The organism is Rugamonas aquatica (genome assembly GCF_009380215.1).
In the GTDB taxonomy this organism is placed as follows: domain Bacteria; phylum Pseudomonadota; class Gammaproteobacteria; order Burkholderiales; family Burkholderiaceae_D; genus Rugamonas; species Rugamonas aquatica_B.
In genome coordinates, this window is sequence record NZ_WHUG01000003.1 from 214,483 (window position 1) to 239,386 (window position 24,904).

At 66.4% G+C, this 24,904-nt stretch carries 20 protein-coding genes; 16 read left to right on the forward strand and 4 right to left on the reverse strand.

Annotated features, from left to right (window positions below; genetic code table 11):
* Positions 1–7 precede the first annotated feature (7 nt).
* From GEV02_RS09015 to GEV02_RS09055, 9 genes are all read left to right on the forward strand, one after another.
* Positions 8–775, forward strand: coding sequence for a sulfite exporter TauE/SafE family protein (locus tag GEV02_RS09015; protein ID WP_152837704.1), 768 nt, complete (start codon positions 8–10; stop codon positions 773–775).
* Positions 754–3,237 (forward strand): heavy metal translocating P-type ATPase, encoded by a 2,484-nt coding sequence (locus GEV02_RS09020; RefSeq protein ID WP_152837705.1) that lies wholly within the window; start codon positions 754–756, stop codon positions 3,235–3,237. The genes GEV02_RS09015 and GEV02_RS09020 overlap by 22 nt, the downstream gene beginning before the upstream one ends.
* On the forward strand, positions 3,237–3,398 hold the full coding sequence (gene ccoS / locus GEV02_RS09025) for a cbb3-type cytochrome oxidase assembly protein CcoS (RefSeq protein ID WP_152838055.1): 162 nt from the start codon (positions 3,237–3,239) through the stop codon (positions 3,396–3,398). The genes GEV02_RS09020 and ccoS overlap by 1 nt, the downstream gene beginning before the upstream one ends.
* A gap of 97 nt (positions 3,399–3,495) precedes the next feature.
* On the forward strand, positions 3,496–4,923 hold the full coding sequence (gene ccoN, locus GEV02_RS09030) for a cytochrome-c oxidase, cbb3-type subunit I (RefSeq protein ID WP_328595763.1): 1,428 nt from the start codon (positions 3,496–3,498) through the stop codon (positions 4,921–4,923).
* A 14-nt stretch (positions 4,924–4,937) separates the two neighbouring features.
* Positions 4,938–5,552 carry a cytochrome-c oxidase, cbb3-type subunit II gene (gene ccoO, locus GEV02_RS09035; RefSeq protein ID WP_152837707.1) on the forward strand — a complete coding sequence of 205 codons (615 nt, stop codon included), beginning with the start codon at positions 4,938–4,940 and terminating at the stop codon, positions 5,550–5,552.
* Between the two features lies 1 nt (position 5,553).
* The gene (locus tag GEV02_RS09040) at positions 5,554–5,724 is read left to right on the forward strand and encodes a cbb3-type cytochrome oxidase subunit 3 (RefSeq protein WP_070268002.1); all 171 of its coding nucleotides are present in this window, start codon (positions 5,554–5,556) and stop codon (positions 5,722–5,724) included.
* Positions 5,717–6,670, forward strand: coding sequence for a cytochrome-c oxidase, cbb3-type subunit III (ccoP, locus tag GEV02_RS09045; RefSeq protein ID WP_152837708.1), 954 nt, complete (start codon positions 5,717–5,719; stop codon positions 6,668–6,670). The genes GEV02_RS09040 and ccoP overlap by 8 nt, the downstream gene beginning before the upstream one ends.
* Complete coding sequence (ccoG, locus tag GEV02_RS09050; RefSeq protein ID WP_152837709.1) at positions 6,667–8,052, forward strand: cytochrome c oxidase accessory protein CcoG; 1,386 nt, start codon at positions 6,667–6,669, stop codon at positions 8,050–8,052. The genes ccoP and ccoG overlap by 4 nt, the downstream gene beginning before the upstream one ends.
* Positions 8,053–8,062: 10 nt before the next feature.
* Complete coding sequence (locus tag GEV02_RS09055; RefSeq protein WP_152837710.1) at positions 8,063–8,587, forward strand: FixH family protein; 525 nt, start codon at positions 8,063–8,065, stop codon at positions 8,585–8,587.
* Here the strand turns inward: GEV02_RS09055 and fnr are convergent, their stop codons facing one another.
* Positions 8,588–9,346: a fumarate/nitrate reduction transcriptional regulator Fnr gene (fnr, locus tag GEV02_RS09060; protein ID WP_152837711.1), complete on the reverse strand. Its 759-nt coding sequence runs from the start codon at positions 9,344–9,346 to the stop codon at positions 8,588–8,590.
* 247 nt (positions 9,347–9,593) lie between these two features.
* Here fnr and GEV02_RS09065 point away from each other — a divergent pair, with 247 nt between their 5' ends.
* From GEV02_RS09065 to GEV02_RS09080, 4 genes are all read left to right on the forward strand, one after another.
* Positions 9,594–10,340 carry an alpha/beta fold hydrolase gene (locus GEV02_RS09065; RefSeq protein ID WP_152837712.1) on the forward strand — a complete coding sequence of 249 codons (747 nt, stop codon included), beginning with the start codon at positions 9,594–9,596 and terminating at the stop codon, positions 10,338–10,340.
* 91 nt (positions 10,341–10,431) lie between these two features.
* A complete protein-coding gene (locus GEV02_RS09070; protein WP_152837713.1) occupies positions 10,432–13,980 on the forward strand; it encodes a response regulator in 3,549 nt (1,182 codons plus the stop codon).
* Positions 13,981–14,199: 219 nt separating this feature from the next.
* Positions 14,200–16,575 (forward strand): catecholate siderophore receptor Fiu, encoded by a 2,376-nt coding sequence (locus GEV02_RS09075; protein ID WP_152837714.1) that lies wholly within the window; start codon positions 14,200–14,202, stop codon positions 16,573–16,575.
* 68 nt (positions 16,576–16,643) lie between these two features.
* On the forward strand, positions 16,644–17,324 hold the full coding sequence (locus tag GEV02_RS09080; protein WP_152837715.1) for a Fe2+-dependent dioxygenase: 681 nt from the start codon (positions 16,644–16,646) through the stop codon (positions 17,322–17,324).
* Here the strand turns inward: GEV02_RS09080 and GEV02_RS09085 are convergent.
* Positions 17,321–17,986, reverse strand: coding sequence for a TMEM175 family protein (locus tag GEV02_RS09085; protein WP_152837716.1), 666 nt, complete (start codon positions 17,984–17,986; stop codon positions 17,321–17,323). The two genes, GEV02_RS09080 and GEV02_RS09085, sit on opposite strands and share 4 nt — an antisense overlap.
* A 71-nt stretch (positions 17,987–18,057) precedes the next feature.
* A complete protein-coding gene (locus GEV02_RS09090; protein ID WP_070268022.1) occupies positions 18,058–18,714 on the reverse strand; it encodes a response regulator in 657 nt (218 codons plus the stop codon).
* Positions 18,715–18,823: 109 nt separating this feature from the next.
* On the opposite strand from GEV02_RS09090, the gene GEV02_RS09095 reads away from it, so the two are divergent.
* The 3 genes from GEV02_RS09095 (at position 18,824) to GEV02_RS09105 (ending at position 23,924) form a co-directional block, all read left to right on the forward strand.
* Entirely contained in the window at positions 18,824–19,561 is a 738-nt protein-coding gene (locus GEV02_RS09095) for a hypothetical protein (protein ID WP_152837717.1), read from the forward strand.
* Between the two features lie 107 nt (positions 19,562–19,668).
* The gene (locus GEV02_RS09100) at positions 19,669–20,550 is read left to right on the forward strand and encodes an SDR family oxidoreductase (RefSeq protein ID WP_152837718.1); all 882 of its coding nucleotides are present in this window, start codon (positions 19,669–19,671) and stop codon (positions 20,548–20,550) included.
* A 137-nt stretch (positions 20,551–20,687) separates the two neighbouring features.
* Entirely contained in the window at positions 20,688–23,924 is a 3,237-nt protein-coding gene (locus GEV02_RS09105) for a S41 family peptidase (protein WP_174999032.1), read from the forward strand.
* 3 nt (positions 23,925–23,927) lie between these two features.
* Here the strand turns inward: GEV02_RS09105 and GEV02_RS09110 are convergent, their stop codons facing one another.
* A complete protein-coding gene (locus GEV02_RS09110; protein WP_152837720.1) occupies positions 23,928–24,854 on the reverse strand; it encodes an AraC family transcriptional regulator in 927 nt (308 codons plus the stop codon).
* Positions 24,855–24,904: the final 50 nt, after the last annotated feature.

Below are 24,904 nucleotides of genomic sequence, written 5' to 3' on the forward strand. Positions count from 1 at the left end.
ACGCATCATGAACCTGCTTCAGCTACTGCCGGTGATGGTGGTCGGACTGGCCGGCAGCGTGCACTGCATCGGCATGTGCGGCGGCATCGTCGGCGCGCTGTCGGTCGGCACGGCGGCGCCAGCGCCGATCCGTAGCGTGATACCGATCGCCGCCGCAGCCGTCCCCACCGCCTTGCCGCGCGTGCTGTCGTACAACGCCGGCCGCATCGCCAGCTACATGGTGGCCGGCGCGCTGGCGGGCGGCCTGGCCGGCGGCGCGCAAAGCCTGTCGGCGCTGGCCGGCGTGCAGCTGCTGTTCTACTGGATGGCCAACCTGATGCTGGTGGCGCTGGGCCTGTACCTGATGAACGCCTGGCGCGGCCTGGCGCTGCTGGAGCAGGGCGGCCGCGTGCTGTGGCAGCGCGCGCAGCCGGCCATCGCGCCGATGATGAAAACCCTGATGCCGGCACAGCGCCCGCACCAGGCCTTCGCGCTTGGCGCGCTGTGGGGCTGGCTGCCATGCGGCATGGTCTACAGCGTGCTGCTGACCGCGATGCTGAGCGGATCGGCCGGCGACGGCGCCGCCGTCATGCTGGCCTTCGGCCTGGGCACGCTGCCCATGCTGACCGCGCTGGGCCTGGCCGGCGCCCGCCTGCAACGCGCGCTGCAGCAGCGCCGCGTGCGCATCGCCTGCGGCCTGCTGGTGCTGGCCTTCGGCGTGCTGGGACTGGCGCGCGCGGCCGGCGGCATCGCGCCAGACTGGATGGACACCTTATGCCTGACACCACATCAATAAACCGCCACACGGCGCCGGGCGCGCAAGTGCACGTTTGCTTCCACTGCGGCCAGCCGCTGCCGGCCGTCGCCAAGCCCGAATGGCAGGTGCGCATCGACGGCGTCGACCACGCCATGTGCTGCCCCGGCTGCGCGGCGGTGGCGCAGACCATCGTCGACCTGGGCCAGGCCTCGTACTACCACGAGCGCTCGGCCTTCGCCGCCAGCGCCGAGGGCGCGCAAATGCTGCCGCCGGAACTGCGCCTGTACGACAACGCCGACCCGCGCTTCGCCCTCGATGAAGACAGCCGCGAAACCACGCTGGCGGTCGAAGGCATACGCTGCGCCGCCTGCGTGTGGCTGATCGAACAGCGCCTGGCCAAGCTGCCCGGCGTGCAGAGCGCGCAACTCAACGTCGCCACCGAACGCCTGTACGTGCGCTGGCGCTCGGACGATTGCCAGCCCGGCGACATCCTGGCCGCGCTGCACGCGATCGGCTACGCCGCCTATCCCTACGACGCCCAGCGCCACGGCGAGCAGCAGCGCCAGGCCGCCAAGACCCTGGGCCGCCAGTTGTTCGTCGCCGGCCTGTCGATGATGCAGGTGATGATGTACGTCGCCCCGGCCTACCTGGCGGACGACGGCACGCTGGACGACAGCATGGCCGCGCTGATGCGCTGGGCCAGCCTGCTGCTGACGGCGCCGGCCATCTGCTATTCGGCGTTGCCGTTCTGGCGCGGCGCCTGGGCCAGTCTGCGCGCCTACACGCTGGGCATGGACGTGCCGGTGGCGCTGGGCATCGCGGCCGCTTTCGGCGCCAGCGTGCTGGCCACGGTGCGCGGCCACGGCGAAGTGTATTTCGATTCGGTGACGATGTTCATCTTCCTGCTGCTGTGCAGCCGCCACCTGGAGCTGCGCGCGCGCCGCAAGGCCGGCGCCGCGCTGGAGCGCTTGCAGCACGCGCTGCCGGCATCGGCCACGCTGCTCGACGATTATCCGGCCAGCCACGCCGCCACCCTGGTGCCGGCCGCCGCGCTGGCGGTGGGCCAGGTCATCATGGTCAAGCCCGGCGAAGCGGTGGCGGCCGACTGCGTCATCGTCGACGGCCGCACGCAGCTCGACCTGTCGCTGCTCAGCGGCGAAAGCGCGCCCGTGGCCAAGGACTGCGGCGACGCGCTGCCGGGCGGCGCCATCAACGCCGGCTCGGTGGTGCTGGCGCGCGTGACCCGCATCGCCCAGGACAGCACCTTGTCCAAGCTGGTCAAGCTGGTCGACCGCGCCGGCCGCGACAAGCCGCGCATCGCCCAGTGGGCCGACGACGTGGCCGGCTGGTTCGTGCTGGCGCTGCTGCTGTTCGCGCTGGCCACCTTCGTGTTCTGGTACTGGATGGACGGCGACAGCGCCACCCGCGCCTGGCCGATCGCCATCGCGGTGCTGGTGGTGTCCTGTCCGTGCGCGCTGTCGCTGGCGACGCCGACCGCGCTGGCCGCCGCCTCCGACCGCCTGCTGCGGCAAGGCGTGTTAATCACCGGCCCGCAAACGCTGGAGACGCTGCACCGCGCCACCCACGTGGTATTCGACAAGACCGGCACGCTGACCTTCGGCCGTCCGGCCTTGCAGCAAACCGTGCAACTGGGCCTGATGCAGGCCGACTTTTGCCTGCAAGTGGCGGCCGCGCTGGATGCCGGCAGCGGCCACCCGCTGGCGCGCGCCATCGTCGACGCCGCCGCCGCGGCGCAGGGCGGCACACGCGCCGACTGGCAAGCGACGGCGGTCGATGAAATCGCCGGGCGCGGCATCGAAGGCGTGCTGCACAACCGCCTGTACCGCCTGGGCAGCGCCGGCTTTGTCGCCGAATTGAGCGGCTCGGCGCCGCCGCACGATGCGGGCGACGGCGTCACGCCGGTCTACCTCGGCGTAGCCGGCCGCTGGCTGGCCTGCTTCCACCTGCGCGACGGCTTGCGGCCCGATGCGCAAGCCACGGTCGACTACTTCCGCAAGGCCGGCAAGACCGTGGTGCTGCTCAGCGGCGACAACGCCGACCTGGCGCGCCAGGTTGGCGACCAGCTCGGCATCAGCACCACCGTCGGCGGCTACCTGCCCGATGAGAAACTGGCCTTCGTCAAGCGCCTGCAGCAGACCGGCGCCGTGGTGGCGATGGTCGGCGATGGCATCAACGACGCCGCCGTGCTGAGCGCGGCCGACGTCTCCTTCGCGATGGGGGCCGGCGCAGCACTGGCGCAAGCCCATGCCGACGCGGTGCTGCTGTGCGGCCGCCTCGGCGCCGTCGCCGACAGCGCCCGCATGGCGGCGCGCACCATGGGCGTGATCCGCCAGAACCTGGGCTGGGCCAGTGTCTACAACGCGCTGGCGATCCCGGCGGCGGCGATGGGCTTGCTCAATCCATGGCTGTCCGGCGTGGGCATGGCGCTCAGTTCCGCCGTGGTGGTGGCCAACGCGCTGCGCCTCAGAAGGGGGAAATGATGGAAGCGCTCTACCTGCTCATTCCGCTCAGCGTGGTGCTGGTGTTTGCCGCGCTGTGGGTGTTCTTCAGCGCCTCCGACAGCGGCCAGTTCGACGACCTGGTCGGCCCGGCGCTGCGCGTGCTGCAAGACGACGATAGGCCACCGCCGCCACTAGAATAGTTTGATCTGGGAAATTTTGATCCACATCAAGGTTTTTTCACTCCCACAAAAGTAACCTTTGATACACATCATTAAAGCGTTCTTGGGAGAACTTCAAGTGGACCTTGCACAGAACTACAACTACAAGATTGTGAAGCAATTCGCAATCGCCACCGTGGTCTGGGGCATCATCGGCATGCTGGTAGGCGTCATTATCGCCGCCCAGCTGGCATGGCCGGCGTTGAACCTGGACATACCATGGTTGACCTACGGCCGCCTGCGGCCCCTGCACACCAACGCGGTGATTTTCGCGTTCGGTATCTGCGGACTTTTCGCGACGTCCTATTACGTCGTGCAGCGCACCTGCCAGGTGCGGCTGTTCTCGGACAAGCTGGCCGCCTTCACCTTCTGGGGCTGGCAAGCGGTGATCCTCAGCGCCGTCGTCACGCTGCCGATGGGCCTGACCCGCGGCAAGGAATACGCCGAGCTGGAATGGCCGATCACGCTGCTGATCGCCGTGGTGTGGATCGCCTACGCGGTGGTGTTCTTCGGCACGCTGCTGACGCGTAAGGTCAAGCACGTCTACGTCGCCAACTGGTTCTTCGCCGGCTACATCATCGCCGTGACGATCCTGCACGTGGTCAACGGCGCCAGCATGCCGGCAACCTTGTTCAAATCCTACTCCGCCTACTCCGGCGTGCAGGACGCCATGATCCAGTGGTGGTACGGCCATAACGCGGTGGGCTTCATCCTGACCGCCGGCTACCTGGGCATGGTCTACTACTTCATCCCGAAACAGGCCGAACGTCCGGTGTACTCGTATCGCCTGTCGATCGTGCACTTCTGGGCGCTGATCTTCACCTACATGTGGGCGGGCCCGCACCACCTGCACTACACCGCGCTGCCGGACTGGACGCAATCGATCGGCATGGTGTTCTCGCTGATCCTGCTGGCGCCAAGCTGGGGCGGCATGATTAACGGCATCATGACGCTGTCGGGCGCCTGGCACAAGCTGCGCACCGACCCTATCCTGAAGTTCATGATCGTCTCGCTGTCGTTCTACGGCATGGCCACCTTCGAAGGCCCGATGATGTCGATCAAGACCGTCAACGCACTGTCGCACTACACCGACTGGGGCATCGCCCACGTCCACGGCGGCGCGCTGGGCTGGGTGGGCTTCATCACCATGGGCTCGATCTACTACCTGCTGCCGCGCCTGGCCGGCCAGCAGAAAATGTACAGCACCAAGCTGATCGACCTGCACTTCTGGGTCGCCACCATCGGCATCGTGCTGTACATCGCCGCGATGTGGATTGCCGGCGTGATGCAAGGCCTGATGTGGCGCGCAGTCAATCCGGACGGCACGCTGACCTACACCTTTGTCGAAGGCGTCAAAGCCACCTACCCGTACTACGTGGTGCGCTTCGCCGGCGGCCTGCTGTACCTGAGCGGCATGTGCGTGATGGGCTACAACACCTGGATGACCTTGCGTAACCGCGAGACCGCCGTGGCGCGCATCCCCGCGCTGACCGCCGGCCACGCCTGATATCGGAGCTGAGTATGAAATTTTCACATGACTGGATCGAGAGAAATCCCTGGCTGCTGATCGCGCTGGTGACGCTGGTGGTCAGCGTCGGCGGCGCCGTCGAGATCGTGCCGCTGTTCTTCCAGAAGTCCACCACCGAGCCGGTGGCGGGCCTGAAGCCTTACTCGCCGCTGCGCCTCGCCGGCCGCGACATCTATGTGCGCGAAGGCTGCTACAACTGCCACTCGCAGATGGTGCGTCCGTTCCGCGCCGAGACCGAACGCTACGGCCACTACTCGGTCGCCGGCGAGTTCGTCTACGACCGGCCGTTCCAGTGGGGTTCCAAGCGCACCGGGCCCGACCTGGCGCGCGTGGGCGGCCGCTACAGCGATGAATGGCACCGCACCCACCTGGCCAATCCGCGCGACGTGGTGCCGGAATCGAATATGCCGAACTACCCATGGCTGGCGAAGACCTCGCTGGTGCCGGAATCGATCGTGCCGAAGATGAAGGCGCTCAAGCGCCTGGGCGATCCCTACACCGACGCCGAGATCGCCGCCGCGCCGGAGGAGCTCAAAGACAAGACCGAAGAAGACGCCCTGGTCGCCTACCTGCAAGGCCTGGGCACATTAATCAAGACGAGGAACTAGCATGGCTATCGATACCCTGTTTGATCGCGCCAGCAGCGTGATGACGGTGATTTCCTTCATCACATTCGCCGGCATCCTGTGGTGGGCCTTCATCCACAACAAGGAAGCCGACTTCGCCGCAGCGGCGCAGCTGCCGTTCGACGACGACGAGAAGGAGCACAGCCATGGCTGATTTCACCAACGGTTTCTGGGACATGTACATCGTCGTGCTGACCCTGCTCGGCATCATCGGTTGCGGCGTGCTGCTGTTCTCGCAATCGAAGATCAAGGGCAAGGCCGGCGAAACCACCGGCCACGTGTGGGACGAAGACTTGAGCGAGCTGAACACGCCGATGCCGCGCTGGTGGATGTGGCTGTTCTACATCACCATCGTCTTCAGCCTGGGCTACCTGGTGCTGTATCCCGGCCTGGGCAGCTATGCCGGCAAGCTGGGCTGGAAATCCTCGGGCCAGTACCAGGCCGAGCTGAAGCAGGCCGAGGGCGAGTACGGCCCGCTGTTCGCGCAATACCAGAAGCAGGATTTGAAGAAGGTGGCGGCCGATCCCAAGGCCCACGCCATCGGCGAACGCCTGTTCCTGACCTACTGCGCGCAGTGCCACGGCTCCGATGCGCGCGGCAACAAGGGCTTCCCCAACCTGACCGACAAGGACTGGCTGTTCGGCGGCGCCCCCGAGACCATCAAGGAAACCATCCTGCACGGCCGCACCGGCGTGATGCCGCCTATGGGCGCGGCGCTGGGCTCGGACAAGGATGTGGAAAACGTCGCCCACTACGTGCTGAGCCTGTCCGGCTCGACCGCCGACCCGATCAAGGCGGTGTTCGGCAAGGACAAGTTCGGTGCCTGCATGGCTTGCCATAGCGCGGGCGGCACCGGCAACCAGGCCATCGGCGCGCCCAACCTGACCGACAAGATCTGGCTGTTCGGCGGCAGCGCTGAGACCATCATGGAGACCATCCGCAAGGGCCGTACCACCACCATGCCGGCGTTCGCCGACTTCCTCGGCGACGCCAAGGTGCACGTGCTGGCCGCCTATGTGTGGAGCTTGTCGAACGACGTCAACCATGTTGAACCCTCACCGGTCGCGGCGGCGACAGAAACCGCCACGGCAGAAAAATGAACGATCCTGCACCACAAGTCATCAAGATGTATGCGGCGCGCGAGGAAATCTATCCGCGCGAAACCTCGGGCCGCTATGCCCGCCTGCGCTGGCTGTGCCTGTGGCTGACGCAGCTGGCGTTCTACTGCACGCCGTGGATGCAGTGGAACGGCCGCCAGGCCCTGCTGTTCGATCTGGCGGCGCGCAAGTTCTACATCTTCGGCCTGGTCTTGTGGCCGCAGGACTTCATCTATCTGGCCGCGCTGCTGATCATCTGCGCCTACCTGCTGTTCCTCGCCACCGCGGTGGCGGGGCGGGTGTGGTGCGGCTTCGCCTGTCCGCAAACGGTTTATACCGAAATCTTCCTGTGGATAGAACGCCAGATCGAAGGCAAGCGCAGCGCCCGCATGGCGCTGGACCGGCGGCCGATGTCGCCGGCCAAGTTCGGCAAGAAAAGCGCCAAGCACCTGGCCTGGGGCGCGGTGGCGCTGTGGACCGGCTTTACCTTCGTCGGCTACTTCACGCCGATCAAGCTGCTGGGCAACGAGGTGTTGACGTTGAGCTTCGGCCCGTGGGAATGGTTCTGGGTGCTGTTCTACAGCCTGGCCACCTACGGCAACGCCGGCTGGCTGCGCGAGCAGGTGTGCAAGTACATGTGCCCGTACGCCCGCTTCCAGAGTTCGATGTTCGACCGCGACACGCTCATCATCACCTATGACGGCGAACGCGGCGAGCCGCGCGCGCCGCTCAACAAGCGCGATGAGGTCAACGGCGGTTCGTGCATCGATTGCAGCCTGTGCGTGCAGGTATGCCCGACCGGCATCGACATCCGCAAGGGCTTGCAGTACGAATGCATAGGCTGCGCCGCCTGCGTCGACGCCTGCAACGGCGTGATGGACAAGATCGGCCAGCCGCGCGGCCTGATCCGCTACAGCACCGAGCGCGCGCTGATGATGCACTACACGCCCACCGAGATCCGCCAGCGCACGCTGCGGCCGCGAGTGAAGATCTACGCCGGCATCCTGGCGCTGATCGTGGCCGCGGTCGGCGTCGCGCTATGGCTGCGCACGCCGCTCAAGCTGGACGTGATACGCGACCGTGGCGCCATGGGGCGCGAGGTGGAAGAGGGCATGATCGAAAACGTCTACCGCCTGCAGATCATGAACACCTCCGAGCAGGCGCACACCTACCGCATCCGCGTCGGCGGCCTGGCCACGCTGTCGCAGGTGACGCCGGATCTGGTGCGGGTGGAAGGCACCGAGACCAAGGCTTATCCGATCCGCCTGCGCACTGCGCACGGCGCCGGCCAGCCGGGCTCGAACAAGATCGAAATCGAACTGACCGCAGTCGACCAGCCGTCGCTGCATGTGAAAGAACACGCGGTATTCTTCGTGCCGCGCTAAGGAGAGCAAGATGAGCGTATTGATGATGGCGCAGGCGCCAGCGGCGCCGTGGTGGAAGCAGCGCTGGCCGTGGCTGTTGATGCTGGGTCCGGCCGTGGTGGTGGTGGCCGGCAGCTACACCGGCTATCTGGCTTACTCGCAGCAGGACGCGCTGGTGGTGGGCGACTACTACAAGCAGGGCAAGGCCATCAACCAGGACTTGCGGCGCGACCGCCTGGCCTCGACGCTGGGCCTGTCAATGGCGCTGGGCTACGACGCCACGACGGGCACGCTGAACGGCCAGCTGCGGCGCGCCAGCAGCGACCAGGGCAAGAGCGAACGGCTGTTCGTCCACCTGTCGCACGCGACGCTGCCGGAAAAGGATATTCAGCTGGTGGTGCAGCCGGACGAGTTCGGCGCGTTCCAGATCAATCTGCCGATGCTGGAGCGCAGCCGCTGGGTGGTGCTGGTGGAGGGTGAGAAGCGCGACTGGCGGCTGGCCGGCGCGTGGACCTGGCCGGCGCAGCGCCAGGTGACGCTGCAGGCCGGCGACTAATCAGGCGCAGGTCTGCATGCCGGCGGTGATGGCTTTCAGCGTCGGCAGGTCGAGCAATTCGATCTCGCGGTTACTCACGCGCAGCAGGCTTTCCTTCTTGAACTTCGACAGCAGGCGGCTGATGCTCTCGATCGTCAACCCCAGGTAGTTGCCGATTTCCTCGCGCGACATGCGCAGCTGGAAGGTGTTCGGCGAATAGCCGCGCGCCTCGTAGCGCGACGACAGGTTGACCAGGAAGGCGGCAAAACGCTGGGTCGCCTGCATATTCCCCAACAACAGCATCACGCTTTGCTCGCGCGTGATTTCCTGGCTCATCATGCGGTGGAAATGGCGCAGCAGCGTCGGCATATCGGCCAGCAGCTGTTGCAGGCTGCCGAAAGGAATCTCGCACACTTCGCTGTCTTCCAGCGCCACGGCGGTACAATGGTGCAGGTCGGCGCTGATGGCGTCCATGCCCAGCAGCTCGCCAGCCATCTGGAAGCCGGTGATCTGCTCGGCGCCCTCGCGGTTGACCTGGTAAGTCTTGAAGTGGCCCAGCCGTATCGCAAACAGGCTCTGGAACGGATCGCCGATGCGGAACAGCGTGGCGCCGCGCGCCACCTTGCGCCGGCGGCCGATGATCTGGTCGAGCCGCTCCATGTCGTTGTTGTCCAATCCCATCGGCAAACACAGCTGGTGCATGCTGCAGGTGGCACAACTGGCCTTGAGGATCTCAATCGTGGCGCTGGGCAGAACCAGCTCGGGAAGTTCTCGTATCATGCAGCCAGTGTAGACCATTTGTCGTCATTTGTGGCTGATGCCGCAGTCAGGCGATCAAGTATTCCCGGGCCTCCGGCTAGCGCGATGCAAGTGACCATGCGCGGCGGCGGGCAGCCGCCATTGCAACTTGAAGTATCACAAAATATTTAGAATTTTTATCTTGCATGCGATTAAATTGCGAGCTATAGTTCAACACATCAAGTAGCACACTATTTGATCGTCAACTAACCAACTGAAAGGAAACATCATGAAACGCACCCTGATCGCTACCGCACTGCTGGCTTCCGCATTCGCCGCCCAGGCCGCCGCCCCGGCCACCGACACCACCGTCGTCCTGGTTCACGGCGCGTTCGCCGATGGTTCCAGCTGGGACAAGATCATTCCGCTGCTGCAAGCGAAAGGCTTGAAAGTGGTGGCCGTGCAAAACCCGCTGAGCTCGCTGGCCGACGACGTCGCCGCCACCCAGCGCGTGGTCGATGCGCAAACCGGCAAGGTCGTGCTGGTCGGCCACTCGTGGGGCGGCACCGTCATCACCCAGGCCGGCACCAGCGACAAAATCAAGGCCCTGGTCTATGTGGCCGCGTTCGCGCCGTCCGAAGGCGAGGCCACCGCCAACCTGGGCAAGGACTACGCCGTGCCGCCCGGCATCGCCACCTTGCAGGCCGACGCCGCCGGCTACCTGTGGCTGCCAACCGATTCCGTCGCCAAGAACTTCGCACCGGACGTGCCGCCGGCCACCGCCGCGCTGATCGCCGCCACCCAGGGTCCGATCAACGCCAAGGCCTTTGGCGACGTCACCACCGTGGCCGCGTGGAAAACCAAGCCCAACTACTACATCGCCGCCGCCAACGACCGCATGATCGCGCCGGCGCTGCAGCAGGCCTTCGCCAAAAAGCTCAACGCCACCACCGTCACGCTGAAAACCAGCCACGTGCCCATGGTTTCGCAGCCGGCCAAGGTCGCTGAAGTCATCATCGCCGCCGCCCAGCGTTAATCCTGTTGCCAAGGCCGGGGTTTGATAGGAGAATTTGCTAGCATTTTCATATTTTTTCCAATCTCGCCCGGCCTCGCCTACTAAGGATGAAATGAAGTCACTTGGCATCAAGGCAAAAGTTGCGCTGGCAACCAGTATCACCTCGGTCTTGATGATCGCCCTGGTGACGGTGGTGCAAACCCATCGCATGCAGGACGACTTCACCCGGGTGCTGTTCACGCAGCAGACGGGGCTGGTCAACCGTACGGCGGAAGAGCTGGACGACAAGCTGCTGATGCTGCTCGATATCATCGCCGTGTCGGCCCGCAACACGCCGGCCGCCATGGCCCGCCATCCCGACCAGCTGCGCACCTACTACCAGGACCGCGCCGTGCTGGCGCTGTTCGACGACCTGCTGGTCATCAGTCCCGAGGGCATGGTGATCGCCGACCTGCCGGAAGTGCCGGGCCGCGCCGGCATCGACGCCTCCGACCGCAACTACTTCAAGACCGTGATGCGTACCCGCAAGCCGCTGATTACCGAGCCGCTGATCGGCCGCGCCGGCAAGCAGCCCATCGTGCAGATGGTGGCGCCGGTGCTCAACGCCAACGGCGACGTGGTGTGCCTGCTGGTCGGCGTGCTGCGGCTGTACAAGGACAATCTGCTGGGCCACCTGCGCAACGCCAAGGTCGGCCGCACCGGCTATTATTTCGCGCTGACCCGCGGCCCGCAGCCGGTGTACGTGCTGCATCCCGAGGCGAGCCGCCTGCTCAAGCCGCGCCAGCCCAACGCCAACCCCGCCACCACCAGGGCGCTGGAGCAGGACTTCGAAGGCACGGTCGACAGCGTCAACAGCGCCGGCAAGCGCACCCTCAACAGCTACAAGGCGCTGAAGTCGGTGGACTGGGTGCTGGCCGCCTCGCTGCCGGCCGAGGAAGCGTTCGAACCCTTCAACGGCGTGCTGTACCGGCTGCTGCTGTGGGGCGGCCTGGCCTCGCTGGCGGCCGCCGCGCTGATCGGCTGGCTGACGCTGCGCCTGCTGGCGCCGCTGATACGGCTGCGCGACGCCATCGTCGCCCTGCGCAGCGACCCCGGCCGCTTCACGCCGCTGCCCACCCATGCGCAGGACGAGGTCGGCCAGCTGACCACCGCCTTCAACGAGCTGATGCACGAACGGCTGGCGGCCGACGCCCGCCTGCAAAGCCTGGTCGAGTTCGCGCCGAACGCCATCGTCGTGGTCGGCGTCGACGGCCGCATCGAAACCTTCAACCGCGAGGGCGAGCGCTATTTCGGCTACGCGCGCGACGCCGTGCTGGGCCAGCCGCTGGAAATGCTGGTGCCGGAACGCCTGCGCGGCCAGCACGCCGCCCACCGCGTCAAGTTCTTCGCCGAGCGCCTCAGCGCCGAGCCGGTGCGCATGGGCGACGGTTCGGTGCTGTACGGCTTGCGCCAGGACGGCAGCGAGTTCCCGGTCGAGATCAACCTGAGCGCGGTGCGCACCGACCAGGGCACGAAAGTGCTGGCGGTGATTTCCGACATCACCGAACGCCACCGGCTGCGGCTGGAGGTGGAGGCGCGCGCCGAGGAGCTGGAGCGCGAACGCGACCGCGCCGAGGCGGCCAACCGCGCCAAGAGCGAGTTCGTGGCCAATATGAGCCATGAAATCCGCACACCGATGAACGCCGTGCTGGGCATGGTCTACCTGCTCGGCAACACGCCGCTGACGCCGCAGCAGCGCAAATACCTGAGCATGGTGCGGGTGTCGGGCCAGTCGCTGCTGGGCATCCTCAACGACGTGCTGGACTTCTCCAAGATCGAGGCGCGCCACATGGAACTGTCGCCGGTGGACTTCACGCTGGACGACACCATGAACTCGCTGGCCACCTTGATGACCATGAACGCCAGCGACAAGGAACTGGAGCTGGCGATCAGCGTCGACCCGGCCGTGCCGCGCCACCTGCGCGGCGATTCCATGCGCTTGCAGCAAATCCTGGTCAACCTGGCCGGCAACGCCATCAAGTTCACCGAGCAGGGCGAGGTGGTCGTCAGCGTCGAGCTCAGCGCGCGCGACGAGGGCCACGCGCTGCTGCGCTTCGAAGTGCGCGACACCGGCATGGGCATGACCGAGACCCAGCTGGCGCAACTGTTCCAGGCCTTCTCGCAGGGCGACCAGAGCATCACGCGGCGCTTCGGCGGCACCGGCCTGGGGCTGGCCATCACCAAGCGCCTGATCGAGCTGATGGGCGGGCAGATCGCCGTCAGCAGCGCCCAGGGGCGCGGCACGGCCTTCTGGTTCAGCCTGCCGTTCGACGTGCTGCCGGAACTGCCGGACGAGCGCCGCAAGCCGGCGCTGGGCAATCTGCGCCTGCTGGTGGCCGACGACAACCGCACCAGCCGCGAAGTGATCGCCAAGCTGATACGGGCCTGGGGCTGGCATGCGGACGAGGTCGACTCCGGCGCGGCCGCGCTGCACCGCTACCGCCAGAGCCAGCAGTCGCAGCAGACCTACGACGTGGTGCTGGCCGACTGGCACATGCCCGGCATGGACGGCCTGGCCACGGCCAAAGGCATCCGCGAGGCGGCCGGGGGCGGCAAGCAGCCCATCGTGGTGATGGTCAACGCCTTCGCCCGCGACCATGTGGAGGAAATCTCCAACGCGCCGGAGGCCGACGTGGTGCTGGTCAAGCCGATCACCAGTTCCAACCTGTTCGACGCGCTGCACCAGGCGCTGGTGGCCAAGAGCGACGGCCAGCCGCAGACGGCGGTCGACGCCGGCATCGCCGGCAGCCTGACCGGCCGCCATTTCCTGCTGGTGGAAGACAATGCGCTGAACCAGGTGGTGGCGCGCGGCATCCTCGAACACGCGGGCGCGACGCTGGACGTGGTCGGCGACGGCCGCCAGGCGGTCGAGCTGCTGCGCGCCAGCGCCAGCCGCTACGACCTGGTGCTGATGGACATGCAGATGCCGGTGATGGATGGCTTCACCGCCACCCGCATCCTGCGCCAGCAACTGTGCCTGACCCTGCCCATCATCGCCATGACGGCGGGCGTGCTCGGTTCCGAGCGCCACCGCAGCCAGGAGGCCGGCATCACCGATTTCATTCCCAAGCCGATCGAAGTCGAGGAAATGCTGGAAGTGCTGCTGCGCCATCTGCCTGCCCCGGTCCCGGTCCCGGCTGCGGCCGCGCCGGCCGTCGAGGACGATCTGCTGGCCGCCATGGCCGCCGCCGCCGCGCCGGTGCCGGCGCCGATGCCGGAACCGGTGCTGGTCAAGCCCCATGTCGCGGCCATGCCCACCGGCGAGGCCAGCATCTTCAACATGGACGCGCTGATGCGGGTGATGGGCAAGGACGCCAAGGGCCGCGCGGTGATGGCCAAGATGGTGCGCGGCGCCGTCGACACCGGCATGACGCCGGCCGAGGAAGCCGGCACGGCGCTGCAGGAAGGCCGGCTGCGCGACGCCGCCCGCCTGTTCCACAGCCTGCGCGGCGCGGTCGGCGTGCTGGGCGCCAAGCGCCTGATCCAGGCCACCGTGGACGCCGAGAACGCCATCAACGAACAGCGCGACGAAGAACTGGCGCAGCGCTACCAGACCGTCTGCGCCGAGCTGGAACTGACGCTGGCCCAGGCCCGCGCCTGGCTGGAACGCGAACAGCTGTAATCCCCCTCCATCTTTACATTTGTCACCATCTGCGCCCCGGGTCCAGGCCCGGGGCGCTGTCGTTTTTTCACATAACGAAATGTTATTGATAATAATTCGCATTTACATATGTGAGCTTCGTTGTTACAATCTCACGCATTAAATCGCCATGATCCGGCAGCCAGACGCAAGAACGCTTAGACCTCAGCGCAGCCAGCCGCCTACATTCTCGGAAGAAAGATGCAAATGATTAAGAGTCGCAAACACGCGCAATCGCGCTTCAACCAGCAAATGAGCGCGGCATTGGCCGTGATGCTGCTCCCGGTCGCCGCCCACGCCGCCGACGCCGGCGTCGATCCGGTCATCGTGGCCGGCAGCAACCAGACGCTGCAGGAAGTCAAAGTCACCGGCAACGCCATCAACGACTTCAAGGCCGACAAAGCCTCTTCCGCCAAGTACACCGAGAAACTGGTCGACACCGCCCAGACCCTGACCGTCATCAAGAAAGAGCTGTTCGACCAGCAAGGCGCCGTCACGCTGACCGAAGCGCTGCGCAACACCCCGGGCGTGGGCGCCTTCTTCCTGGGCGAAAACGGCAGCACCACCACCGGCGACGGCGTCTACATGCGCGGCTTCGACGCCTCCAGCAGCATCTACGTGGACGGCGTGCGCGATGTCGGCTCGATCTCGCGCGACACCTTCAACATCGAACAGATCGACGTGCTCAAAGGCCCGGCCGGCACCGACAACGGCCGCAGCTCGCCGACCGGTTCGATCAACCTGGTCAGCAAGAAGCCGCTGATGGAAGACGCCTACCTGGGTTCGGTCACCGTCGGCAGCGGCAGCCAGAAGCGCGCCACCGCCGACCTGAACAAGGTCATCAACGCCGACACCGGCACCGCCTTCCGCCTGAACCTGCTCGACCAGGACAGCGGCAATCCGGGCCGCGACGTGGTCAAGAACAAGCGCTGGGCCATCGCACCGTCGGTCGCCTTCGGCCTGAACGGTTCGACCCGCGTCTACCTGAACTACCTGCACGTCAGCCAGAACAACATCCCCGACGGCGGCGTGCTGACCATCGGCCTGCCGGGCTGGACCCCGCCGGCGCCGGTCGTCATCACCCCGGCCGCCGGCGGCAAGCCTGCCGTGCTGGGCCCGAGCTTCGACTTCATGGCTGGCGCCAAGGCTGTCGATCCAAAGAACTTCTACGGTTCGGTGCTGGACTTCGACAAGGTCAAGGCCGACATGTTCACCGCCCGCATCGAGCATGACTTCGCCGGCGGCGCCAAGCTGCAGAACACCACCCGCTACGGCCGCACCAAGCAGGATTACCTGCTGACCTCCTTCATGTCGACCGGCGCCAACCTGCGCGGCGTCGTCGCCGGTTCCAATCCGGACAACTGGCAGATGGCGCGCACCAACCTGAACTACAAAGACCAGCTGAACGAAATCCTGACCAACCAGACCACCGTCACCGCCGACTTCGACGGCGCCGGGATGAAGCACACCGTGGTCGGCGGTATCGAGCTGATCAACGAGAAGCAGACCAACTACACCAACGTCAACGCACCGGGCGCGACCGGCCTGCCGCTGGTCAGCATCTACCACCCGGACACCAGCCAGCCGGTGACGGCCGCGCAGGTGAGCACCGTGCGCAACGGCGCCCGCGGCGACGGCACCACCAACACCCAGAGCCTGTACGTGTTCGACACCGCCAAGCTGGGCGACCAGTGGATCTTCAACGCCGGCGTGCGTCTGGACCACTACAACACCACCTACAACGGCGTCACGGTGCAGGGCACGGCCACGCCGCAAACCATCCCGGTCGGCACGCTGCTGGGCAGTTCGCTGACGGCGTCGGACAACCTGATCAACGGCAAAGTATCGGCGCTGTACAAGCCGACCGCCGACAGCAGCGTCTACGCGCTGGCCGCGACCTCGAAAGCTCCACCGGGCGGCAACAACTTCACGCTGAGCTCGGCCGCCAACAGCGCGTCCAACCCGAACTACGATCCGCAAATCACCACCACCTACGAGATGGGCACCAAGTGGGATCTGCTGAAACAGAAACTGTCGCTGTCGGCCGCAGCCTACCGCACCGACGTGCGTAACGAGATCGAAGTCGACCCGAACAACGCGGCCAACTTCTTCCAGACCGGCAAGAAGCGCGTGCAGGGCGTCGAGCTGGGCGTGACCGGCGAAATCATGCGCAGCTGGCTGGTCAGCGCGGGCTACACCCGCATGTCGACCAAGGTCGTGTCCGGCAAGGTGGTCACCGCCGCCGGCGACAACCTGCTGAGCTACACGCCGAAACAGGCGTTCACGCTGTGGACCTCGTACACGCTGCCGATGGGCCTGCAGGTCGGCGGCGGCGCCCGCTTCAGCGACAAGCTGATGCGCGGCACCGACGGCGCGGTCGGCACCCCGGCCTACGCCGATTCGTACTGGGTGTACGACGCCATGGCTTCGTACCCGATCAACAAGCACGTCGATCTGCGCCTGAACGTCTACAACCTGGCCGACAAGCAGTACGTGCAGGCGATCAACAAGTCGGGCTACCGCTACACCCCGGGCGCACCGCGCTCGGCCAGCCTGACCGCCAACTTCAAGTTCTAAGCGACAGCGCAGCTGTTATGCTGGCCCCGCCCTCACCGGCGGGGCTTTTTTTTGCGAGGAGAATCATCATGATGTTGCACATTCCCGGCGTACTGAGCCGCGAACAGGTGGCCGCCATGCGCCAGCGCCTGGACCAGACCGACTGGGTCGACGGCCGCACCACGGTCGGCGCCCAGGGCGCGCAGGTCAAGCAGAACCGCCAGCTGGCCGAAGGCTCGGCGCTGGCGCAGGAACTGGGCGCGGAAGTGCTGGCGGCGCTGGCGCGCAGCCCCTTGTTCTTCTCGGCCGCGCTGCCGCTGCGCACCTGTCCGCCGCTGTTCAACAGCTATGCGGGCGGCGAGCACTACGGCGACCACGTCGACGGCGCGCTGCGGCGCGTGGCGTCCAGCGGGCAATGGCTGCGCACCGACGTGTCGTCGACGCTGTTCCTGTGCGATCCCGAGGATTACGACGGCGGCGAGCTGATCGTCACCGACGCCTATGGCGAACATGAGGTGAAATTGCCGGCCGGGGATTTGATCGTCTATCCATCGACCAGCGTGCACCGGGTCGAGCCGGTCACGCGCGGGGCGCGGGTCTGCTCCTTCTTCTGGACGCAGAGCATGGTGCGCGACGATATGCGCCGCAGCCTGCTGCTGGAACTGGACCAGAACATCCAGAGCCTGCGCGCGCGCCTGGGCGACTGCCCGGAACTGGTCGGCCTGACCGGCCACTACCACAACCTGCTGCGGCAGTGGAGCGAGGTCTAGGCCGCGGCTTCGGCGTCAGCCCTGGCCTTGGCCTGCGCGTAGTGACGTTCGATGCGCGTACCCATCGGGCGCATCAGGGACATCAGCACGAACACAAAGTTGGCATTGCCCGGCGCCGCGTAGCTGATGACGACGGCCAGCGCGGCGATCAGCATCACGCCGCAGCTGCGCGCCACGGTGGCGCGGTAGACGCCCAGCGACATCGGATGCACGCACAGGCCGGGATGGCGGTGGATGTAGCGCGCCAGCAGCAGCGTGGACACGCTGAGCCAGATCATCACGCCCGAATACAGCGCCTGCCCCGTGATCGACGCGTACTGGCCGTTGACCGCCGATGCGAACGGCAGCAGCGCGGCGCTGGCCAGGCCGAGGATGGTCAGCCACAGCAAGCCCTGGTCGGCGTGGCGCACGTAGCTGAACAGGCGGTGGTTGGCGATCCAGAATATCGCCAGCACGAAAAAGCTGATCAGCCAGGAAATCAGATTCGGGATCAGGCCGTACAACGCGCCGCGCAACGCCGCCTCGCTGTCCAGGTGCCCATGCTCGGGCAGGCGCAGCTCGATCACCAGCAGGGTCATGGCGACGGCAAAGATGCCATCGATCAGGGCTTCGATACGGTGTTTGCTCAGCTGCGGCTGGCCGTCGGCGCTGACGTCGGTCATAGGTACTCCAGGATGATGGGACTGGCCGTATTCTTGCCGCAAATTAAAATGTTTGCAACATCGGCCTGCCCTCAGGCGGCCAGCATGTAGCCGACGCCGCGCACCGTGCGGATGCGCTGGGCGCCGATCTTGCGCCGCAGGTTGGAGACGTGGACTTCGATCACGCCGAAGTCGAGGGCGTCGCCCAGCGGCTCCAGGCGCTGCGCCAGCGCGCCCTTGGGCACCACCACGCCCGGTTCGCGCGCCAGTTCCAGCATCAGCCGGAATTCACGCGGCGACAGGTCCAGCAGCTCGCCGGCCAGCCAGGCCTTGTAGCCGCGCGGCTCGATGTGCAGCTCGCCGATGGTCCACAGCGGACTGGCCTGCTGCGCGTAGCGGCGCAGCACCGCCCGCAGCCGCGACACCAGCTCGGCCATCGCGAACGGCTTGATGATGAAATCGTCGGCGCCGCCGTCCAGCCCGGCCAGACGGTCGTGCAGCGCCGAGCGCGCGGTAATCATGACGATGGGCAGCGTGACGCCGGACTGGCGCCAGCGCAGCAGCAGGTCCAGGCCGCTGCCGTCGGGCAGCGAGATGTCCAGCAGAGCGCAATCGTAGGGCAGGTCGGCCGCCAGCAGCGGCGCGTCGGCCACGCGGCGCAGCCACTCGCTGCTGATGCCGTCCGCCTTCAGCGCCTGCTGCAATGCGAATCCCAGGTCCAGGTCGTCTTCGATGATCAATATGTGCATGCGGCGATTATAACGACGTCAACCTTAAGCCCGGCTATCGGATTTTTTTCGCCCCGGCGCGGCGATACGTTATAGTTTCAGCTATTCAATTTTTCAACTGTGGATGGACATGGCGGAACAGGAAATAGCAAAGCACACCAAAAAAGTGGTGCGACTGATGGGCAAGAGCGAACATGGCTGGCGTCACAAGCTGGGCGAGATGGGGCTGGAGATCGTCACCATCGTCTTCGCGGTCAGCCTCAGCATCTGGCTGCACAGCCTGGGCGAGCACCGCCACGAGCAGCAGCAGGTGCGCGCCTTCCTGCTGGGCCTGCGGCACGATATCGGCAGCGACCTCGACATGATTAAGGAGCTCAATCAGGCCCACCATGTGTACGACGCCAACTTCGTCTACCTCGGCAAGTTCGATCCACGCGCCACGCCCGACCCGCAAACCTTCGACACCGCCTACCAGCGCGCCGACAGCAACTACTTCTTCAATCCGCTGGTCAGCCGCTACCAGGGGTTCAAGTCCTCCGGCAAGCTGGGCCACATCGAGAACGAAGCCCTGCTGGACAAGATCCTGGACCTGTACGAACGCAACACCGCCGCCATCAAATCGTCCGAAAACGGCTGGCGCAACAACCAGGACATCTACCGCGCCTACATCGAAAACGGCCTGACGGGCGAGGACAACCTCGCCGAGCGCTACCGCCTGATCACCGCGCCCAAGGGCAAGCGCCTGTTGCGCAAGCAGATCACCTTCCCGCAGCTGTACGAACGCTACAACGACTACGCCACGCTGGGCGCGGAGATCATCAAGGAAATCGAGCGCGAATATCCGGAAGCGGCACAGGAGAAAAAATAACGCGCCGCCCGCCGGACGATCGCGACAACAATACGGACGCCGACGCATAGCCCACGGCCGGGCGGCGGCATAGCATGTGTTCTTTCACCACACTGAAGGAATGCAAGATGCGCGTATTCGTTACCGGAGCGACGGGATTCGTCGGCTCCGCTGTCGTAGCAGAACTGATCGCTGCGGGCCACCAGGTCACCGGACTGGCCCGCAGCGATGCCTCCGCCCAAGCCTTGGCCGCCGCCGGCGCGCAGGCACACCGGGGCGACCTGGAAGATGTCGACGGCCTGCGCCAGGCTGCCGCCCAATCGGACGGCGTCATCCACACCGGCTTCAACCACGACTTCTCGAAATTCCAGGCCAGCTGCGAAATGGACCGCCGCGTCATCGACGCGCTCGGCTCGGCGCTGGAAGGCAGCGCGCGGCCGCTGGTCGTGACGTCGGCCATGGGCGTGCTGCCGCGTGGCGTGGTCTCGACCGAACAGTCGACGCCCATCGGCCATCCGCGCGCCGCGTCGGAGCAGGCGGTCGATGCCTTGCGGGCCAGGGCGGTGCAAGCCTCGGTGCTGCGCCTGCCGCCGTCGGTGCACGGCGCGGGCGACCATGGCTTCGTGCCCATCCTGATCGAGACGGCGCGCCGGACCGGCGTCTCCGCCATGGTCGACGGTGGCCTGAACCGCTGGCCCGCCGTGCACCGGCTGGACGCGGCCCGTCTCTACCGCCTGGCGCTGGAACAGGGTGAAGCCGGCCGCCGCTACCACGCCGCCGCCGAGGAGGGCGTGGCCTTCCGCGACATCGCCGGTCTCATCGGCGACAAGCTGGGCCTGCCCGTCGTCAGCCTGAACGCGGAGGAAGCGGCGGCCCACTTCGGCTGGTTCGCCAACTTCGCCGCGATGGATATTCCGTCGTCCAGCGCATGGACGCGGGCAACGCTGGGATGGCTGCCGACGCAGGCGGAGCTGCTGTCCGACCTGCGGCAGGCGAACTATTTCGCGTAATCGAACCGGCTCGGCCAGGGCCGGCCGCGACGGCTTTTCTGCATTCTATTCCCGCCAAACTGCAGTGCGTCGTCGCGGCATAATTCATCTGGTTTAATCGTTTTACCATGGCGCCTCCGAACAATTGGAGACACCCGATGAAATTGCGTACCACCCTGGCCCTGGCCTTATGCATGTCGACCGCACAGGCCGGCGACGTGCTCAAGCGCTTCCCCCATGCATCCGCCGAGCGCATCGTATTCGTCGCCAAAGGCAAGCTGTGGCAGGTTGCGCGCAGCGGCGGCGTGGCGAGCCAGCTGGCGCCGCAGGCCACCCGGCCGGTGATGCCGCGCTATTCGCCGGACAGCCAGTGGATCGCCTTCAGCGCCCAGCGCGACGGCCACCAGGACGTGTACGTGATGCCGGCCGCCGGCGGCGAGCCGCGCCGCCTGACCTTCAATCCCAACTACGCCCAGCAGAAAGACGACATGGTCGTGACCTGGACGCCGGACTCGCGCCACATCGTGTTCGGCTCGCGCATGCAAGCCTGGAACCAGAAGGGCTACCGCATGTTCCTGGTGCCGCGTGAAGGCGGCCTGCCGCAGCCGCTGCCGATGGAGCACGCCGGCCTGATGAGCTACGCCGCGGACGCGCGCCACATCGCCTACACCCAGGTGCTGAACGACTTCGACGCCCGCAAGCGCTACGACGGCGGCCTGGCGCAGGATATCTACACCTACGACCTCGACACCCACGCCAGCCAGAAGATCACGCACTGGAAGGGCAACGACACCGCGCCGATGTGGTACGGCCGCAGCATCTACTACCTGTCCGACAGCGACAGCAAGCGCCGCATGAACCTGTGGGCCTACGACCAGGACAGCGGCAAGTCGCGCCAGCTGACCTTCTTCACGGATTTCGATATCGACTTCCCCGCGCTCGGCGGTAATCAGATCACCTTCCAGCAGGGCGGCAAGCTGTACGCGCTCGACCTGCCGACGGAGCGGCTGCGCGAGATCCGCGTGACGCTGCCGGCCGATGCCAGCCCGCAGCTGCAGGAAGTCGACGCCTCGCGCTTTATCCGCGAGGGCGACGCCGCCTTCGCCCTGGCTCCCGACGGCGGCGCGGCCGTGTTTTCCGCGCGCGGCGATCTGTTCGCGGTCGCCACCGGCGTGAACGCCGTGACGAGGCTGACCGCCACCAGCGGCGCCGATGAAGAACGTCCGGCGTTTTCGCCCGACGGCAAGCTGCTGGCCTACATCACCGACATCAACGGCGAACAGCAGGTCGCCGTGCGTCCCGCGCAAGGCGGCGCGGAACGGCTGCTGACGCATTCCACGCGCGGCGCCTACTACACGCCGGTCTGGTCGCCAGATGGCAAGACGCTGGCCGTCACCGACAGCGACAAGCGCCTGTGGCTGCTCACCGTCGCCGACGGCACACTGCGCGACGTCGCGCACGACCTGCATCGCGTGATCGACGACGCCGCGTTTTCACCCGACGGCCGCTGGCTGGCCTACAGCACGCAGGCCGAGAATCAGCAGCGCGCCATCCACCTGTACGACATCGCGGCGGGTCAGGACCGCGTGGTCAGCTCGCCGATGAACAGCGACTGGAAGCCGGCCTTCTCGGACGATGGCCAGTACCTGTACTTCCTGTCGTCGCGCCATGAGCTGCCGGTATCGTCCAGCAGCGAGGAGGCGTTTGCGACCGTGAATCCGAACGGCATCTACGTCACCACCTTGCAGCAGCAAGCGCCGTCCGCCGTACGCGCGCTGCGCGCTTCCGCGCCGGCCGGCAATGGCAAGGCCGCGAACGGACAAATCGATTTCGAAGGACTGATGCGCCGCGCCGTACCCGTGCCTGTCGGGCCGGGCAACTATTCGGGGCTGGCGGTAAAGCAGGGTAACGTTGTCTACCTCAGCCAGCCGATGCCGCTGGTGGCCGGCGAGCTGCCGGGCCAGCAGAACGCGCTGCACCTGTACGACATGCAGCGCGGCGAAGACCGCGTGCTGCAGCAGGATGTGGAGCAGTTCCAGCTGTCCGGCGACGGCCGCCGGGTCTTGATCAAACAGGGCGACCAGTGGAAGACCATCGCCACGGCGGCCGGCGCCGCCGACAGCCAGCCACTGTCGTTCAAGGGCATGACGGCCACCATCAACCTCAAGGAGGAGTGGGCCGCGCTGTACAACAAGGTCTGGCGCCTCGACCGCGATTTCTATCTGAGTCCCACCATGAACGGCATCGACTGGCCGGCCGTGCGCAAGGCCTACGCGCGCCTGCTGCCCCTGCTCGGCTCGCGGGACGACCTGAACTACCTGATCGGACAACTGCAGGGTGAACTGGCGACCTCGCACATGGTCTACGGCAGCGGCGATTTCGGCCCGCCGCCGAACCGGCCAGCGACGCCGCGCCTGGGCGCGGACTATGCGCTGGACGCGGCCAGCGGCCGCTATCGCCTGGCACGCATCTACCCCGGCGACAACTCCCGTCCATCGTTGCGCAGTCCTTTGGCCGAGCCCGGCCTCGGCGTGCGGGAAGGCGACTATCTGCTGGCGATCAACGGCAAGCCGCTGGCCGCGCCGCACACGCCCGACGAACTGCTGGAAGGCCTGAACGGCAAGCTGGACTTGCTGGTCGCCGACAAGCCCGACGGCACGCCGCGCCAGATCACGGTTGATCCGGTCAGGAGCGAGATGGCGCTGCGCGAGGAATACATGATCGAGCAAAACCGCCGCAAGGTGGAGCAGTTGTCCGGCGGGCGCATCGCCTACGTCTTCGTGCGCGACTTCCATCAGACCGGCGCGGAGCAGTTCGTGCGCCAGTTCTATCCGCAGATGGACAAGCAGGGGCTGATTTTCGATGTGCGCTGGAACCTGGGCGGCTTCACCAGCCAGCAGATCCTGGCGCGCTTGCGGCGCAACGTGGCGGGCCTGTACGTGAACCGCGCCGGCGGCCGCGAGACGCTGCCGGCGCAGCAGATCATCGGCCCCAAGGTGGCGCTGACCAACCAGTTCACCGGTTCCGACGGCGACCAGTTCGCCTACTACTTCCGCGATTACGGGCTCGGCAAGGTCGTCGGCCAGCGCAGCTGGGGCGGCGTGCGCGGCGTGACCGGCGCGATGGAGTTGGCCGACGGCGGCTATCTGGCCATTCCCAAGGATGCGCTGTACAGCCCGGACAGCCGCTGGCTGATCGAGAATCACGGCACCGATCCCGACGTGGAAGTCAACGACGTGCCGGGCGAGACGCTAGAGGGCAAAGATGCCCAGCTGGAAGCGGCGATCCGCATGATGGTGGATGCGCTGGACCGTCAGCCGGCGGTGCTGCCGCCGGCGCCACCCGCCTTGCCGTCGTATCCCAAGGATGGCGATGTGCCGGGGCCCAGCCTCTAAGCTCTAGCCGAGGCTTGCGGCCTGCCGCTCCAGGCTGTACTGGCGCGGCGAGCCGCCCATGACGCGCTTGAATGCCGCGCCGAAAGCGCTCTCCGATTCGTAGCCGAGCGACAGCGCGACGCGCGCAATCGGCGCGCTGGAATTGGCGAGCCGGTCCGCGGCCAGCAGCATGCGCCAGCGGGTCAGGTATTCCATCGGCGGCGTGCCGACCTTCTGCTTGAACTTCTGCGCGAAGATGGAGCGTGACATGCCGGCCACGCCGGCGAGTCCGGCCAGCGTCCAGCGCTGCGCGGGGTCTTGGTGAATGGCGTTGATGGCCGCGCCGATCTGCTTGTCGGCCAGCGCGCCCAGCCAGCCGGCCTGCTCGCCGTGCTCGTCGGACAGGTAGAGGCGCAGGGCCTGCACCAGCATCATGTGGGCCAGCTGCTGCACCACCAGATCGTTGCCCGGCTGCCGTTCGCGCAGCTCCTGCGCCATGCGCTCGACCGCCCAGCGCAGCGCGGCGCGGTCGCTTTCCTTCCACAGGTGGACGACCGGCGGCAGCATGGCCAGCAGGATGCCCACATGATCGCCATTGACGGCGAAGCGGCTGCCGCCCAGGAAAAAACCGCCGCCGCCGTTGTACGTGACGACGCCGCCTTCCTGCGCCGACGAGAACACGGCCACGGATTCAACGGCCGGCAGCGACAGGTCGCTGGCCAGCCGGAAGGTGCGTCCGCTGCCCAGCACGAAGCAATCGCCGGCCGTCAGATGCATGGGCTCCGGCACGCCATCCACCGCCAGCCAGCACTGGCCGGACACCACCGTGCAGCACTTGATGAAGTTCTGCTGCTGCGAAAAACGGACGGACCAGTCGCCGCCCGCATCGAAGCCGGCGGAAACATAGCTGCGCGGTTTCAGCAATGACAGTACATCCGAGAGTGGGTCCATGGCGTTACTTTAATACATCTTGCCGCTTGCGCGGCTCTGCAACACGAATA